This window comes from Brenneria tiliae (assembly GCF_023347575.1).
Taxonomy (GTDB): Bacteria; Pseudomonadota; Gammaproteobacteria; order Enterobacterales; family Enterobacteriaceae; genus Brenneria; species Brenneria corticis.
In genome coordinates this window covers 273,698-287,695 of record NZ_JAKPCB010000099.1, presented here as the reverse complement: position 1 = coordinate 287,695, position 13,998 = coordinate 273,698, and the positions used below count along the sequence as shown (strand labels likewise).

At 58.9% G+C, this 13,998-nt stretch carries 14 protein-coding genes; 10 read left to right on the top strand and 4 right to left on the bottom strand.

Going from position 1 to position 13,998, the window contains the following annotated elements; all coding sequences use genetic code 11:
- Positions 1-376: 376 nt before the first annotated feature.
- From MFP24_RS15145 to MFP24_RS15125, 5 genes are read left to right on the top strand one after another with little or no spacing between them, the layout of a single operon-like run.
- Positions 377-1,315, top strand: coding sequence for an ABC transporter permease (locus MFP24_RS15145; protein WP_249230912.1), 939 nt, complete (start codon positions 377-379; stop codon positions 1,313-1,315).
- Positions 1,312-2,157 carry an ABC transporter permease gene (locus MFP24_RS15140; RefSeq protein ID WP_249230913.1) on the top strand — a complete coding sequence of 282 codons (846 nt, stop codon included), beginning with the start codon at positions 1,312-1,314 and terminating at the stop codon, positions 2,155-2,157. The genes MFP24_RS15145 and MFP24_RS15140 overlap by 4 nt, the downstream gene beginning before the upstream one ends.
- Positions 2,154-3,155, top strand: coding sequence for an ABC transporter ATP-binding protein (locus MFP24_RS15135; RefSeq protein WP_249230914.1), 1,002 nt, complete (start codon positions 2,154-2,156; stop codon positions 3,153-3,155). Before MFP24_RS15140 ends, MFP24_RS15135 begins: the two co-directional genes overlap by 4 nt.
- Positions 3,145-4,143 carry an ABC transporter ATP-binding protein gene (locus MFP24_RS15130; RefSeq protein ID WP_249230915.1) on the top strand — a complete coding sequence of 333 codons (999 nt, stop codon included), beginning with the start codon at positions 3,145-3,147 and terminating at the stop codon, positions 4,141-4,143. The genes MFP24_RS15135 and MFP24_RS15130 overlap by 11 nt, the downstream gene beginning before the upstream one ends.
- Positions 4,144-4,159: 16 nt before the next feature.
- The gene (locus MFP24_RS15125; protein ID WP_249230916.1) at positions 4,160-5,674 is read left to right on the top strand and encodes an ABC transporter substrate-binding protein; all 1,515 of its coding nucleotides are present in this window, start codon (positions 4,160-4,162) and stop codon (positions 5,672-5,674) included.
- A gap of 60 nt (positions 5,675-5,734) precedes the next feature.
- Here MFP24_RS15125 and MFP24_RS15120 read toward each other — a convergent pair whose 3' ends face one another.
- Positions 5,735-6,625: a LysR substrate-binding domain-containing protein gene (locus tag MFP24_RS15120; protein WP_249230917.1), complete on the bottom strand. Its 891-nt coding sequence runs from the start codon at positions 6,623-6,625 to the stop codon at positions 5,735-5,737.
- A gap of 113 nt (positions 6,626-6,738) precedes the next feature.
- On the opposite strand from MFP24_RS15120, the gene MFP24_RS15115 reads away from it, so the two are divergent.
- The 3 genes from MFP24_RS15115 to pbpG all read left to right on the top strand — a co-directional run bounded on the left by MFP24_RS15115 (position 6,739) and on the right by pbpG (position 8,997).
- A complete protein-coding gene (locus MFP24_RS15115) occupies positions 6,739-7,347 on the top strand; it encodes a LysE family translocator (RefSeq protein WP_249230918.1) in 609 nt (202 codons plus the stop codon).
- Positions 7,348-7,393: 46 nt separating this feature from the next.
- On the top strand, positions 7,394-7,903 hold the full coding sequence (locus MFP24_RS15110) for a DUF6622 family protein (protein ID WP_249230919.1): 510 nt from the start codon (positions 7,394-7,396) through the stop codon (positions 7,901-7,903).
- A gap of 137 nt (positions 7,904-8,040) precedes the next feature.
- Entirely contained in the window at positions 8,041-8,997 is a 957-nt protein-coding gene (pbpG, locus tag MFP24_RS15105; RefSeq protein WP_249230920.1) for a D-alanyl-D-alanine endopeptidase, read from the top strand.
- Between the two features lie 224 nt (positions 8,998-9,221).
- On the opposite strand, the gene MFP24_RS15100 is transcribed toward pbpG, so the two are convergent.
- Complete coding sequence (locus tag MFP24_RS15100; RefSeq protein WP_249230921.1) at positions 9,222-9,908, bottom strand: glutathione S-transferase family protein; 687 nt, start codon at positions 9,906-9,908, stop codon at positions 9,222-9,224.
- A gap of 302 nt (positions 9,909-10,210) precedes the next feature.
- On the opposite strand from MFP24_RS15100, the gene bglX reads away from it, so the two are divergent.
- Both bglX and idi read left to right on the top strand, forming a co-directional pair.
- Positions 10,211-12,517, top strand: a complete 2,307-nt coding sequence (gene bglX, locus MFP24_RS15095; protein WP_249230922.1) for a beta-glucosidase BglX — start codon at positions 10,211-10,213, stop codon at positions 12,515-12,517.
- 72 nt (positions 12,518-12,589) lie between these two features.
- The gene (gene idi, locus MFP24_RS15090) at positions 12,590-13,132 is read left to right on the top strand and encodes an isopentenyl-diphosphate Delta-isomerase (protein WP_249230923.1); all 543 of its coding nucleotides are present in this window, start codon (positions 12,590-12,592) and stop codon (positions 13,130-13,132) included.
- A 19-nt stretch (positions 13,133-13,151) separates the two neighbouring features.
- Here idi and MFP24_RS15085 read toward each other — a convergent pair whose 3' ends face one another.
- Positions 13,152-13,259, bottom strand: coding sequence for a YohO family small membrane protein (locus MFP24_RS15085; protein ID WP_249230924.1), 108 nt, complete (start codon positions 13,257-13,259; stop codon positions 13,152-13,154).
- Between the two features lie 70 nt (positions 13,260-13,329).
- Entirely contained in the window at positions 13,330-13,962 is a 633-nt protein-coding gene (locus tag MFP24_RS15080) for a LysE family translocator (RefSeq protein ID WP_249230925.1), read from the bottom strand.
- Between the last annotated feature and the right edge of the window lie 36 nt (positions 13,963-13,998).

The following is a 13,998-nucleotide window of genomic DNA, read 5'->3' as shown; positions in this document are numbered from 1 at the left end:
CCTGCAAATCCCGATCGTAATCATGCAAATAAAGTGCCACCTCACGATAGAGACAAACCTAGTATTTTTACTAACTACCCCTTTGCGTTAGCGCCGGTTAGCGTAGGCACAAAGGGATGATAACCCTCACCGCGATGGGCCGGAGGAGATATGTGGTACGAAATCAACGCTGACAGGCAGCGCCCCGCTAAGGCGGCACTGGGTGGCGACAGTCATAAGGCGGGTAAACGGCGTCTGAATGACGGAGCCGCAATCCCCGGCAATGGTCTACCGATAATGCGCGCCAAACTGGCGAACGCGCAGGATTTGCACCATCTCAGTGCGTCGCGGCGCGCTTTACGCCTCCGGCAGCGTGACGGCGAAAGAGGGTAAATCTATGCATCGCTATCGTTTTCTGCTCTGGCGTCCGTTACAGCTGCTGCCGGTTCTGCTGGGCATCAGCCTGATCACCTTCGTGATGGTGCGCGCTATTCCCGGCGATCCGGTGCGTATTTTGCTTGGCGTGCGCAGCACGCCGGAGGCCGTGGCGCGTATCCGCGCGCAATACGCGCTTGATGAACCGGTATGGCTGCAATATCTCTATTTTCTGCGCAATCTGCTGCATGGCGAGATGGGCCGGTCCATCGTTTATCGCGTCGATACCCTGAAGCTGATCCTGTCACGGATTGAGCCTACGCTACATCTGGTGACGGGCAGCGTGCTGCTGGCGCTGCTGCTTACTCTGCCTCTGGCGGCAACGGCGGCGCGCCGCCGCGGGCGTCTGCCCGATCAGCTTATCCGGCTGTTTTCCACCGCCGGGCTGGGATTTCCCGCCTTTTGGCTCGGCATCATGCTGATCCTGTTGTTCAGCATTACGCTGGGCTGGTTCCCGGTTTCCGGCTATGGCGATGACTGGGCCGAGCGGCTGCATCATCTGGCGCTGCCCTGCCTGACGGTGGCGCTGGCGCTGTCCGCCGTGCTGACCCGCAATCTGCGCGCCAGCCTGCTGATGGAGCTGAAAAATGATTACGTCACCGCCGCCCGCGCCCGCGGTCAAAGCGAGCGGCGCATTTTCTGGCGCCATGTCCTGCCTAACTCGCTGGTGCCCACGGTGAATCTGCTGGCGGTCAATATCGGCTGGCTGATCGGCAGCACGGTGGTGATCGAAAGCGTGTTCGCCATTCCGGGAATGGGACAACTGTTGGTAAAGGCTATTTTCAGCCGCGACTATATGGTGGTGCAGGGCGTGGTCATGGTCTTCGCGCTGGCTACGGTGACGGTGAATCTGCTGGCGGATTTACTCACCGTGGCGCTGGATCCGAGGGTAAAACAATGAGCCTGACCCCGGTCGTCCATCGCGTTCGTTACCGCTGGCTGCCGCGGCGGCATACCCTGACGGCAGGCGTGCTGATACTGGGGAACTGGCTATTGCTGGCGCTGCTGGCGCCGTGGATTGCCCCTTACGATCCGATTGCTCAACATCTGGAGGCCAGTCTGCTTCCGCCTGGCTTACCTCATCTGTTCGGCACCGATAATTTCGGACGCGATATCTTCTCGCGGGTGATCTGGGGGGCCAGAGTCGATCTGCAAATCTGCGTAATGGGGGTGATTTTCCCGTTTGTCATCGGCACGGCGATCGGCGCGCTCTCCGGCTATATCGGCGGGACGGTGGATGCTGTTGTGATGCGCGGCATTGATATTGTGCTGGCGTTTCCCTTTCTGGTGCTGATGCTGGCCATCATCGCCATTCTCGGCCCCGGCCTGAGCAGCTTTTATATCGCGATGGCGATGGTGGGATGGGTTTCCTATGCCCGGCTGGTGCGCGCCCAGGTCCTGACGCTGAAGCAGCGTGATTTTATGTTGGCGGCGCGCAGCCTGGGCTATAACCATGCCCGGATCCTGTTTATTCACCTGTTGCCCAATGCGCTGACCGGCTCGGTGGTGTTCGCCATGTCCGACTGCGTACTGGTGCTGCTCAACGGCGCCGCGGTAAGTTATCTGGGGCTGGGGGTTCAGCCACCGCTGGCGGAGTGGGGCGTGATGGTGGCGGAAGGACAAAGTTTTATTACCACCGCCTGGTGGATCACCGCCTTTCCCGGCCTGGCGATTGTGCTGCTGGCGATGGGCTTCAGCCTGCTGGCTGACGGACTGGGCGACAAGCTGGGAGAACGGCCATGACGCTATTGACGGTGTCGCAGTTAACCGTTGAAAATCCGCAGGGCATCGCGCTGGTCGATCGCGTCTCGCTGACGCTCGAACAGGGGGAAATTCTCGGTCTGGTGGGCGAAAGCGGATCCGGTAAAACCATTACCTGCCGGGCGCTGATGCGCCTGCTGCCCGGCGACGGGCTGCGTATCGCCGGAGGCGATATCCTGCTGTGCGATAAGTCGCTGCTGACGCTGAATGAACGGCAGATGACGGCCATGCGCGGACGGCAAATCGGCATGATTTTCCAGAACCCCGCCAGCCATCTCAATCCGGTGATGACCATCGGTCAGCAGATCGCCGAGAGCCGCCGCCTGCACTTTGCGGCCGGCCGTAGTGAAGCCCGAGAGCAGGCGGTGGCGCTGTTGCGCCAGGTCGGTATTGCCGATCCGCAGCGGCGGGTGGATAACTATCCCCATGAATTTTCCGGCGGCATGCGCCAGCGGGCGATGATCGCCGTGGCGCTGGCCTGCGAACCCGCCGTGCTGATTGCCGATGAACCGACGACGGCGCTGGACGTCACGGTACAAATGCAGATCCTACGCTTGCTGAACGAACTGCGCGATCGGCTGGGCATCGCGATTATCCTGATCACCCACGATCTGGGCGTGGTGGCGCAAACCTGCGATCGCATCGCCGTTATGTACGGCGGGCGGTTATGTGAAATCGGTGATAAGCGTCAGCTGCTGGCCGGGCCGTTACATCCGTATACCCGCGGACTGATTGACTGCCAGCCGGTCAGCGAAGGGGGCTATGGGCGGCTGCGGACCATTGCGGGGCAGCCGCCGCTCGCCGAGCGTTTCCCCTCCGGCTGCCGTTTTCACCCGCGTTGCCAGTACGCTCAAGGGGATTGTCGCTTCACGCAGCCGCCGATGCGGGCACAGCAGACGGCGCACGCCCACGGGGCTGCCTGTCACCATCCCTTGCCGCCCGGCATGCAGGCATGCGACGGGAGGGATAATGGTCAGTAAATCCCACCCGTTACTGGATATTGACGACCTGTCGGTCACGTTCCCCGTTTCCGGCGGCTTCGGCCTGCGAAAACGCCGTTTACAGGCGGTGAATCACGTCTCTTTGCATATCCATGCCGGGGAAACCTTTGGTCTGGTCGGCGAGTCCGGCAGCGGCAAGAGCACGCTGGGACGGGCGATCCTGCATCTGGAAACGCCCAGCGCGGGTCGGGTGCGCTTTGACGGACACCTGATTACCGGCGGTCTGAAAAGCGATATTGCCCGGCTGCGCCGACAAACGGCGATGATTTTTCAGGATCCGTTCTCATCGCTGAATCCGCGCCAGACCATCGGCGAGAGCATCGCCGAAGTCTTGCGGGTGCATCGAAAGGTCCCGCCGTCGGCCGTGGCCGCACGGGTAAGCGAACTGCTGACGCTGGTGGGGTTGCGGCCTGAACAGGCGGATCGGCGTCCGCAGGGACTAAGCGGCGGCCAGTGCCAGCGGGCGGGGATTGCGCGCGCGCTGGCGCTGGAGCCGCGGCTGATCGTCGCCGATGAATGCGTGGCGGCGCTGGATGTTTCCATTCAGGGACAGATTATCAATCTGCTGATGGATCTGCGCGAAAAAATGGGGCTGGCCGTCTTGTTTATCGCCCACGATCTGGCGATTGTGCGCCGCCTGTGCGATCGGGTGGCGGTGATGTATCTGGGGCGGATTGTGGAGGAGGGGCCGACCGAAGCCGTCTTTACCCTGCCGCTTCACCCCTATACCGCCGCGCTGGTGGCGGCCATACCTGAGATCGACCCCGAACGGCCGCTGCCCGTCAACCCGTTGCCGGGGGAGCCGCCGAGTCCCGTCGCGCTGCCGGCCGGCTGCGCCTTTCATCCCCGCTGCCCCTATGCCCTACCGTCGTGCCGTCAGGGCGCGGCGCCTGAAATGCGGCATTGTGCCGAGCATGCCTTCGCCTGCACGCTGAATCGGCGTGATGGCGTCTGGGTTTATCCGTAGACTGAGGGAAAACGAAATGAAGCAAAAACATTATAATATTGCCGCTGCCGGGCTGCTGCTGGCGCTAAGCGCCGTCGGTGAAATGGCGCAGGCGGCGGGGATCCTGACCATCGGCCGCCGTGAGGACAGCACCACTTTCGATCCGATCAAGTCGGCGCAGAACGCCGATAACTGGGTATTCTCAAATGTATTCGATCCGCTGGTGCGGGTGGATAGGAGCGGGACCAAACTGGAGCCAGGACTGGCGGAAAGCTGGACCGTGTCTGACGATGGCAAGGTATACACCCTGAAAATCCGCGATGCCAAATTCTCCGACGGTACGCCGGTCAGCGCCGGCGATGCGGCCTTCAGCCTGCTGCGCATCCGTGATAACGGCGAGTCGCTGTGGCGCGATTCCTACAGTATTATCGAGAAAGCCGAAGCGACCGATCCGCATACGCTGACGATCACGCTGAAGTCACCTTCGGCGCCATTTCTATCGCAACTGGCGCTGCCCAATGCGTCGGTTATTTCAGAGAAAGCGTTGATGGCGGAAGGCGAAGAGGCCTTTGCGGAAAAACCCGTGGGGTCCGGCGCCTTCAGCGTCAAGGAGTGGACGCGCGGCGAGAAAGTGGTGCTGGTGAAGAACCCTCACTTCTGGCAGGCCGACAGCGTCAGCCTGGATGGCGTGGAGTGGCTGACGCTGCCGGATGACAATACCCGGATGCTCAAAGTACAGGCCGGCGAACTGGATGCCGCGCTGTCGGTACCGTTTTCACGCATTGCCTCGTTGCAGAAGGATCCTAACCTGACCGTCGAACTGGATCGCTCCACGCGGGAAGATCACCTGCTGATAAATCATACCCGCGGCGCGCTGGCGAAAGCGGAAGTGCGCCAGGCGCTGGATTTCGCCATTGATAAGGATGCCATCGTCAAGACGGTGACGTTCGGCTATGGCAGCGTGGCGAACTCTTATATTCCGGCCGGCGCGCTTTATCACTATGCCGATAATCTGCGCCGCCCTTACGATCCTGAAAAGGCGAAAAAGATGCTGGCGGACGCCGGCGCCGGCGGACTCTCGCTGAACTACGTGGTGAACGCCGGTGACGAGGTCGATGAGCAGATAGCTATCCTATTGCAACAGCAATTGGCCCAGGCCGGGATAACGGTCAGGTTGCAAAAGGTCGATCCAAGCCAGAGCTGGGATATGCTGGTGGCGGGTGAATACGACATCTCCGTGATGTACTGGACCAACGATATTCTCGACCCCGATCAGAAAACCACCTTTGTGCTGGGGCATGACGCCAATAACAACTACATGACCCACTACCGTAATGACAAGGTGAAAGCGTTGGTGGCGGCGGCCCGCATCGAGATGGACCCGAAGAAACGCGAACAGATGTATATCGATTTGCAGAAAACGGCCAAGGCCGACGTTAACTGGATCGATCTCTACTACAGCCCCTACCGCAACGTCAGCCGGAAGAATATCAAAGGGTTTTATCAGAATCCGCTTGGTCGCTTCTTCCTGGAGGACACGGTAAAAGAGTGATAGATCGCTGTCTGAGGGATACCGGATAGGCGGTGAACGCTATCCGGTTTTCCCTGTTTTTCAGGTTTTCAGACCGCTGAAACGCCGCTCGACGGCCGCCATTTCCTCGCTCAGCCAGTCGCGGAACGCCTGATAGCGGCGATCGCCGTCGATAGGGCGGGCCGACAGAAGAATGTACTGACTGCCGTCCGGCTGAAATGGCGCCAGCGTCGCCAGTCGGCCATCGGTTAATTCCTGTTCCACCATAAACAGCGAGGCGATGGCGACGCCCAGCCCGCTTTCGGCCGCCTGCAACGTCAGATAAAAATGTTCAAAATAGCGATGCTGCCCAGCCTGATGCGCCCGCGGCAGCGACGTCCGCGCCTGCCAGATTTTCCAGGCGTCGGGACGCGATGCGGTATGCAAACAGGTGCTCAGCCTTTCACTATGCTCCCGGCGTATCGAACAGACGGGGGCGGTATATTCCGCAATAATCCGCTGTGAAAAATAGTGCTCGTCAAAGACGAAATCATCCCGCCGCAGCGCCATATCGACCCGGCTCTGCCCCAGGTCGATATTGCCTCCGGCCGCCAGCAGATGAATATCGATGTCCGGGTGGGCCTGCTTAAAAGCCGGCAGGCGGGGAATAAGGAAGCGCATGCACAGCGTTGGTTCGCAGGAAACCGTCAGCGGCGCATCGGGTTGCGACGATAGTTTGCCGATGGCGGCGGAAATCAGCGCCACGGCGCTGCTGCACGCCGGGTGCAGTTCACGGCCTTTCGCCGTCAGGCGGATGCCTCTGCCGTCGCGTTCAATCAAAGGGAAACCCAGATGCGCCTCCAGCGCTTTAATCTGTTTACTGATCGCGCCGTGGGTAAGGTGCAAATCCCGCGCGGCATCGGTCATGCTCAGGCGTTTGCCCACCACGTCAAAGGTATGCAACAGATTGAGCGGCGGGAGTTTTTTCGTCATTGGTGAGCGCTCGTCACAGGTGGATGTGAGTTATTATCGATTTTCCTGCGCGCCGTTTCCACTTATTACTTTATCTCCGCGTTATGAATAACTGACTGAGGATAACGGACGATATGGTTGAATTTTTAGCGGTGATGGCGATTACCTGTCTGGCGGTGATCAGCCCGGGGGCGGATTTCGCCATGGTGACGCGCAACAGTTTAACCGGCGGAAGAAAGGCGGGCATACTGACGGCGTCGGGCATTGCCGTGGGCGTACTGCTGCACGTCGCCTATACCCTGTTGGGGGTGGCGGCCATCATGAGCCAGACGCCGCAACTCTATACGCTGATCAAATATCTTGGCGCCGCCTATCTGCTGTATCTTGGCTATAAAACTTTTACCGCCACCCGACCGGGCAGGGACAGCGCCGGTATAACCAATCAGACGCTCGGCGGCTGGCGTTATTTTCGGCAGGGATTTTTTACTAACGCGTTAAACCCGAAAACCACCCTGTTTGTATTAAGCACTTTTTTGCAGCTGGTCAACCCGCAAACGCCGTTACTATATCAACTGGGCTACGGCGCTTTTATGTCGCTGGCGCATTTTGCCTGGTTCGGTTTGGTGGCGTTATTCCTGACCACGCCCGCGCTTCAGGAAAAGATCGACCGCGGTTACGCCTGGATTAATCGCGCGGTCGGCAGCGGGTTAATGATCCTGGCGGGTATGATGATACTGCACTGAGAGGTATTATGCGCCTCAGGTGTTTTACCCTGAGTAACTGAATATTATGGAAAACTATCTGCTTATTATCCGCCATACCCCTTCCTGGGTGTGGATTGTGCTGGCCTATCTGCTTTATGCCGGGATGAAAGCCCGCCGACCGAGGCAGCAGTCCCTGAGCCGCCTGCTGGTGCTGCCGCTGGTTTTTCTGTGCTGGGGCGTCGCCGCGCTTTTCCATACTTTGGCGATGGTTGAGGCCGCGGCCGGCGGCTTTTTGCTGGCGCTGATAATCGGCTTGGGCCTGGGATGGCGGTTGGGGAAAAACGCCGGCGTTTACCGGGAGGAGATCCGCCGCTTCGAGCGCGCCGGGTCGTCTGTGCCGCTGGCGTTAATGCTGTTGACCTTTGGTCTGCGGTTCTATTTTTCCATGCAACTGGCAAGATTCCCGGAACTGGCGAACAGCGTCCTGTTCTGTACGCTGTCCGGCGCCGCCGGGGGAATAACGGCGGGGATCTTCTGCGGCATCAGTATTCGTCTGCTAAATCAGATGCGCAACGTGCAGGTTCGCCACTGTTAAAGGAGAGAGCCAGCGGGCTTGTTAAACTTTGTCACAAAGCTTTTTCCGTTGCCTGAGTGCGCGGCGAACGGCGGTAAATTATAATTCGCCGGTCTCTCTCTTTTCATTTAACAGGATACTGTTTAAGCAGTTGAATAATGAATAAAAAATTCAAGCTCTCTTGGTTTGGTATGCTGTTGTTGTCAACCAATATGCTGGTTATCCCGCCGGTAACGGCGCAATCTCCCGCCAAAGCGGCGATTGCCGCGCATCAGGAAATCGCCTCCGGCAGCGCCATGGTGGTGGATTTACGCGATAACCGCGTACTCTATTCCAGTAATCCGGACGTGGTGGTCCCCATCGCCTCGGTGACCAAACTGATGACGGCGCTGGTGGTGCTGGACGCCAATCAGCCGTTGGACGAGGTGCTCGCCGTTGACATCAGCCAGACGGAGGAAATGAAAGGGGTTTATTCGCGCGTGCGTCTGAACAGCGAAATCAGCCGGCGCGATATGCTGCTGCTGGCGCTGATGTCGTCGGAAAACCGCGCCGCCGCCAGCCTGGCGCACCACTATCCGGGCGGTTATCGCGCCTTTATCGCCGCCATGAACGCCAAGGCGCGGGCATTGGGTATGAAACATACGCGCTATGTGGAGCCTACCGGGTTGTCCATTCATAACGTTTCCACCGCGCGCGACCTCACCCGGTTGCTTATCGCCAGCAAACAGTACCCTTTGCTCAGCCAGCTCAGCACCACCCATGAGAAAATGGTGACGTTTTCCCATCCGGCGTACGTCCTGCCGTTCCGTAATACCAATCACCTGGTGTATAAGGCGGACTGGAATATTCAGCTGACCAAAACGGGATTCACTAATCAGGCCGGGCACTGCCTGGTGATGCGCACCCTGATTAATCAGCGTCCGGTGGCGCTGGTGGTGCTGGACGCGTTTGGCAAATACACCCATTTCGCCGACGCCAGCCGGCTGCGCAAATGGATGGAAACCGGCAAGGTCAGCGCGGTTCCCACCGCCGCATTAAGCTACAAAAAACAGAAAGCGCTGGCTTCGCGGCAGCCTCAGACCATGGCCAGCGCCGATAGCGCGGGGATAGAGTAGCCGCCGGAGCGGCGGCGGTGAGATTTGCAGGCCCTGGCTCAGGGCCTCAGACCATTGACAAAGTAGCCATTGGTGATAGCAAATCCAAATCCGTCATTCCTGCGTAGGCAGGAATCTTCCTGATATCAACGCACTAGCTGAAAGCAGATCCCCGCCTACGCGGGGATGACTATGGCGGAGTGGGTTTGTCAGCAATCTGAGGCCCTGGCTCAGGGCCTTATTCGTCAGCCAGCGGCCCGTAAATCCTCGATAATCTCCCCGGCGCGGGCGACATCCTCTTCATGCTCCGGCTCACGCCAGGTTTCCGCCAGCGCATCTTCCAGCCAGCGCCGCATGGCCGGCTGGGCGAGCATATGCTGGCAGTAGGCTTCGGCTTGCGGCTCCACCGGCAACTGGTAGGTGCGAATGCGAAATACTACCGGGGCAAAAAAGGCGTCCGCGGCGGAAAAATCCTTCCCCGCCAGAAACGGGCCGCCGAAGCGGGTTAGGCCCTCCAGCCACAGCTCGTTAAGCCGTTTTAAATCGTTGCTCAACGCCGGGGGGATATCTTTTATTTTGACTTTTACGCCGCAGCTCATGGCGCAGCTGCTGCGCAGGGCGTTAAAGCCGGAATGCATTTCCGCCGCGGCGCAGCGCGCCCAGGCGCGGGCTTTGGCATCGGCGGGCCACACTTCCTTATGCCGCTCGGCAAGGTATTCGGTTATCGCCAGGGAGTCCCAGACGGTGGTGTCGCCGTCAATCAGGCAGGGCACTTTCGCCGAAGGGGAAAAGGCTTTAAAGGCGGGATTCGCCCCGGCGGAGACGAACGTCACCAGTTTCTCGGCAAAGGGAATGGACAGCGCCTGCAGCAATACCCAGGGGCGAAGCGACCAGGAGGAGTAGTTTTTATTGGCGATATACAGCTGATACATGTCTTATGCTCCTTATGCAAACAGAGCATTAGCATTAGCACGAAATACGCTGGAAATCATCCGGCGCGCCGAATCCATGGGAAGAATGTATATCCTGCGCAACGAATCGCATTATTTTTACAGTTTTTACTCAATCAAAGGTAAATAAATACACTATGATTACGCGCTGTGTATCCAAGTGCGTTGGCGTTGTCGGTGAATGCCGGGATCGGCGGTCATCATCCTGCCAGAGGTTATGGCGCAGCGGCTGACTTATCTACAAACCCGTCCTGATGCCGGGATTGACGAGATCCGTATAAAGAATGAAATGGCTTACTTCACTGACTATCGCTATTGGACTTGCCTGTAACCCGCTATTCGCTCAGGAAACCACCTCCGCTTCGCCATATGTTACACCGTCACACCAGCAGCGTAATGCCTTTGTCTCTGATTTAATAGAGAAAATGACGCTGAACGAAAAAATCGGCCAGCTCAGGCTGATCAGCGTCGGGGCGGATAATCCGAAAGAGGCCATTCGCGAGATGATCAGGAACGGTCAGGTCGGGGCGATTTTTAATACCGTCACGCGGCCCGATATCCGCGCCATGCAGGATCAGGTGATGCAGCTTAGCCGCCTGAAAATCCCTCTGTTTTTCGCCTACGACGTGGTGCACGGCCAGCGCACCATTTTCCCTATCGCGCTGGGGCTGGCATCCAGCTGGGATATGGACGCCATCGCCCTGAGCGGGCGTATCGCCGCCTATGAGGCCACGGAAGACGGCCTGAATATGACCTGGGCGCCGATGGTGGATATTACCCGCGACCCGCGCTGGGGGCGGGTATCCGAAGGCTTTGGCGAGGATACCTGGCTAACCAGTAAAATAGCCGGCGTGGTGGTAAAGGCTTTCCAGGGCGACGACCCGACGGCGCGCCATTCCCTGATGACCAGCGTGAAGCATTACGCGCTTTACGGCGCGGTGGAAGGCGGGCGCGACTACAACACCGTGGATATGAGCCTGCAGCGTATGTTTCAGGATTATATGCCGCCTTATAAAGCGGCGATCGATGCGGGCAGCGGCGGGGTGATGGTGGCGCTGAATTCGATTAACGGTACGCCGGCGACGAGCAACAGCTGGCTGCTGAAAGATATTCTGCGCGACCAGTGGCAATTTAAAGGGATCACCATTACCGATCACGGGGCGATTAAGGAGCTGATTAAGCACGGCGTGGCCGGCAACCCGCGCGATGCTTCCCTTCTGGCCCTGAAATCCGGCGTCGGCATGAGCATGAGCGATGAATATTTTATTCGCTATCTGCCCGAACTGGTCAAAAGCGGCGCGGTGAGCGAGCGGGAAATCGATGAGGCCTGCCGCCAGGTGCTGAACGTTAAATATGATATGGGGCTGTTCCAGGACCCATATCGCCATCTGGGGCCGGCGGACGCCGATCCGGTCGATACCAACGCGGAAAGCCGCTTACACCGGCTGGAAGCGCGTGAAGTGGCGCGCAAAAGCCTGGTGCTGCTGAAAAACCGCTTGCAGACGCTGCCGCTGAAAAAGCAGGGGACGATCGCCGTGGTCGGGCCGCTGGCCGACAGCAAGCGCGATACCATGGGAAGCTGGTCCGCCGCCGGCGTTACCCGGCAGACCATCACGGTTTATCAGGGCATCAGGAACGCGGTGGGCGGCAACGCCAGGGTTTTGTATGCCAAAGGCGCCAATATCAGCAATCATCAGGGGATTATTGATTTCCTCAATCTGTATGAAGAGGCGGTTCAGGTGGATAAACGCCCGCCGCAGGTGATCATTGACGAAGCGGTGCGGGCGGCGCGGCAGGCCGACGTGGTGGTGGCGGTGGTGGGGGAAGCGGCGGGCATGGCGCACGAAGCCTCCAGCCGTTCCAATATCGACCTGCCGCAAAGTCAGCGTGACCTGATCGCGGCACTGAAAGCCACCGGCAAGCCGCTGGTGCTGGTGCTGATGAACGGCCGCCCGCTGGCGCTGGTGCGTGAGGATCAACAGGCGGATGCGCTGCTGGAAACCTGGTTCAGCGGAACGGAAGGGGGCAACGCGATTGCGGACGTGCTGTTCGGCGACTATAACCCGTCCGGCAAACTGCCGATGTCTTTCCCGCGCTCCGTCGGTCAAATTCCCATTTACTATAACTATTTGCCCTCTGGCCGTCCCTATACGCCGGAAAATCCCGGCAAGTACACCTCGCACTATTATGACGAAGCCAACGGGCCGCTCTATCCGTTTGGCTACGGCCTGAGCTATACCACTTTCAGCGTATCGGACGTGCTCTTATCCAGCCGGACCATGCCGCGCAACGGCGTGGTAACGGCCAGCGTTACGGTGAAAAACACCGGCGAGCGGGCCGGCGAGACCGTGGTGCAGATGTATTTGCATGATGTGGTGGCATCCGTCAGCCGTCCGGTGAAAGAGCTGCGCGGTTTCCAAAAAGTGATGCTGCGGCCGGGAGAAGCGCGCACCCTCAGTTTCCCTATCGATCGGGACGCGCTGACATTCTACAATGCCCGTATGCAGCAGGTCGTCGAACCCGGTGAATACGATGTGTTTATCGGTCTGGATTCGCAGCGGGTTAAAAGCCGGCGTTTTACTATGCTATAACTGAACGTCGCGCCGCCGATGCGCCGTCGGCGGCGAATCAGGCCGTGTATGGCAATTGCCGAGGGAGGAAGTATGCCGTTGACGGAAGTCATTCTGGTTGATGAAAACGACAGGCCGACGGGCGTGATGGAAAAGCAGCAGGCGCACGTACAAGGCGCGTTGCATCGGGCGATAACCGTTTATATTTTCAATTCGCAACGGCAGCTATTGCTGCAGCGGCGAGCCAGGGCGAAATATCACAGCGGCGGGCTATGGAGCAATACCTGCTGTAGCCATCCGGCTCCGGGCGAGGAGACGCTTCAGGCGGCGCACCGCCGCCTGTATCAGGAAATGGGGCTGCGCTGCGCGCTCACGCCGATGTTTACGCTGAGTTACCGATTGCCGCTGAGCAATGGCTTGATTGAACACGAGTTCGGACACGTCTATTTCGGCATCACCGATGACATCCCTCAGCTCAATCCCGATGAAGCGGAGGAGTATCAGTATCTGTCGCTGGAGCAGATCGAACGGCGTATGGTTGCCTCGCCGGAGCTATTCACATCCTGGTTCAAACTGACATTCTCGCGTATCCCGGCTTACTGGTCGCAATTTCACGCGGCGCAGCGCCAGGGATAGCCTATCCTGCGGGGGACGATTAACCGCCGCGCACGATAATAATGTAACCCACCAGCATCACGCCGCCGACGCCGCCGATGGCGCACAGGGCAAACAGCCCGATAATGCCTGCTTTGCTTAAAGTCATCAGGTTATCCTTTGGTTAATTGCCCTGAATTATAAAGCCTCCGGCGCCTTAAACAAGGCGGGAATGGCATTCAGCGGTGAAACAGCAAGATTAAGCCGAAGACGAGCAAAATGACGCCGGCGCCGCGTTCGATAGGGGTCAGATAGCGCTCAAGCCGCCGCTGTACCAGCGGCAGCGTCATCAGCGCGGCCACCAGCAGATCCCAGCCAAGCACCACGGAGAACATCCATCCGCCGCTGACCATCTGCTGGGTTAGGGTGACGTGCGGACCGAGGATCGTGGTCATCAGGCTGATATAAAACAGCATATTCTTGGGGTTCAGCAGCGCGGATCCCAGCCCCAGCAGAATTTGCCGGGCAAAGGACGGGCGGCCGTCCGCCTGCTGCGCGGCCGCTAGCCGATGCGCTGCGCGGCTTTTCAGTAGTTGATAACCGATCCACAGCAGATAGCACGCGCCGCCCAGTTCCATAAGGGTAAACAGCCGCGTTGAGTGCTGTATGCCCGCCCAGCCGATGGCCGCCAGCAGAATATAAACGCCGTTTCCCAGCGCAATGCCCAGACAGATCCCGGCGCTGCCGCGTAAACGGTAACGGATGGCGTAAGCGGTCAACAGGAAGAAGTCTGGGCCGGGGCTAAGCAGAGCCACAAAATGAGCCAGCGCCAGCGCGGGAAAATTGGCGGGAAAAAATGTACCGATCGACATAACGATGACCTCGAAAAATGAACGGGGTCAGTCTAG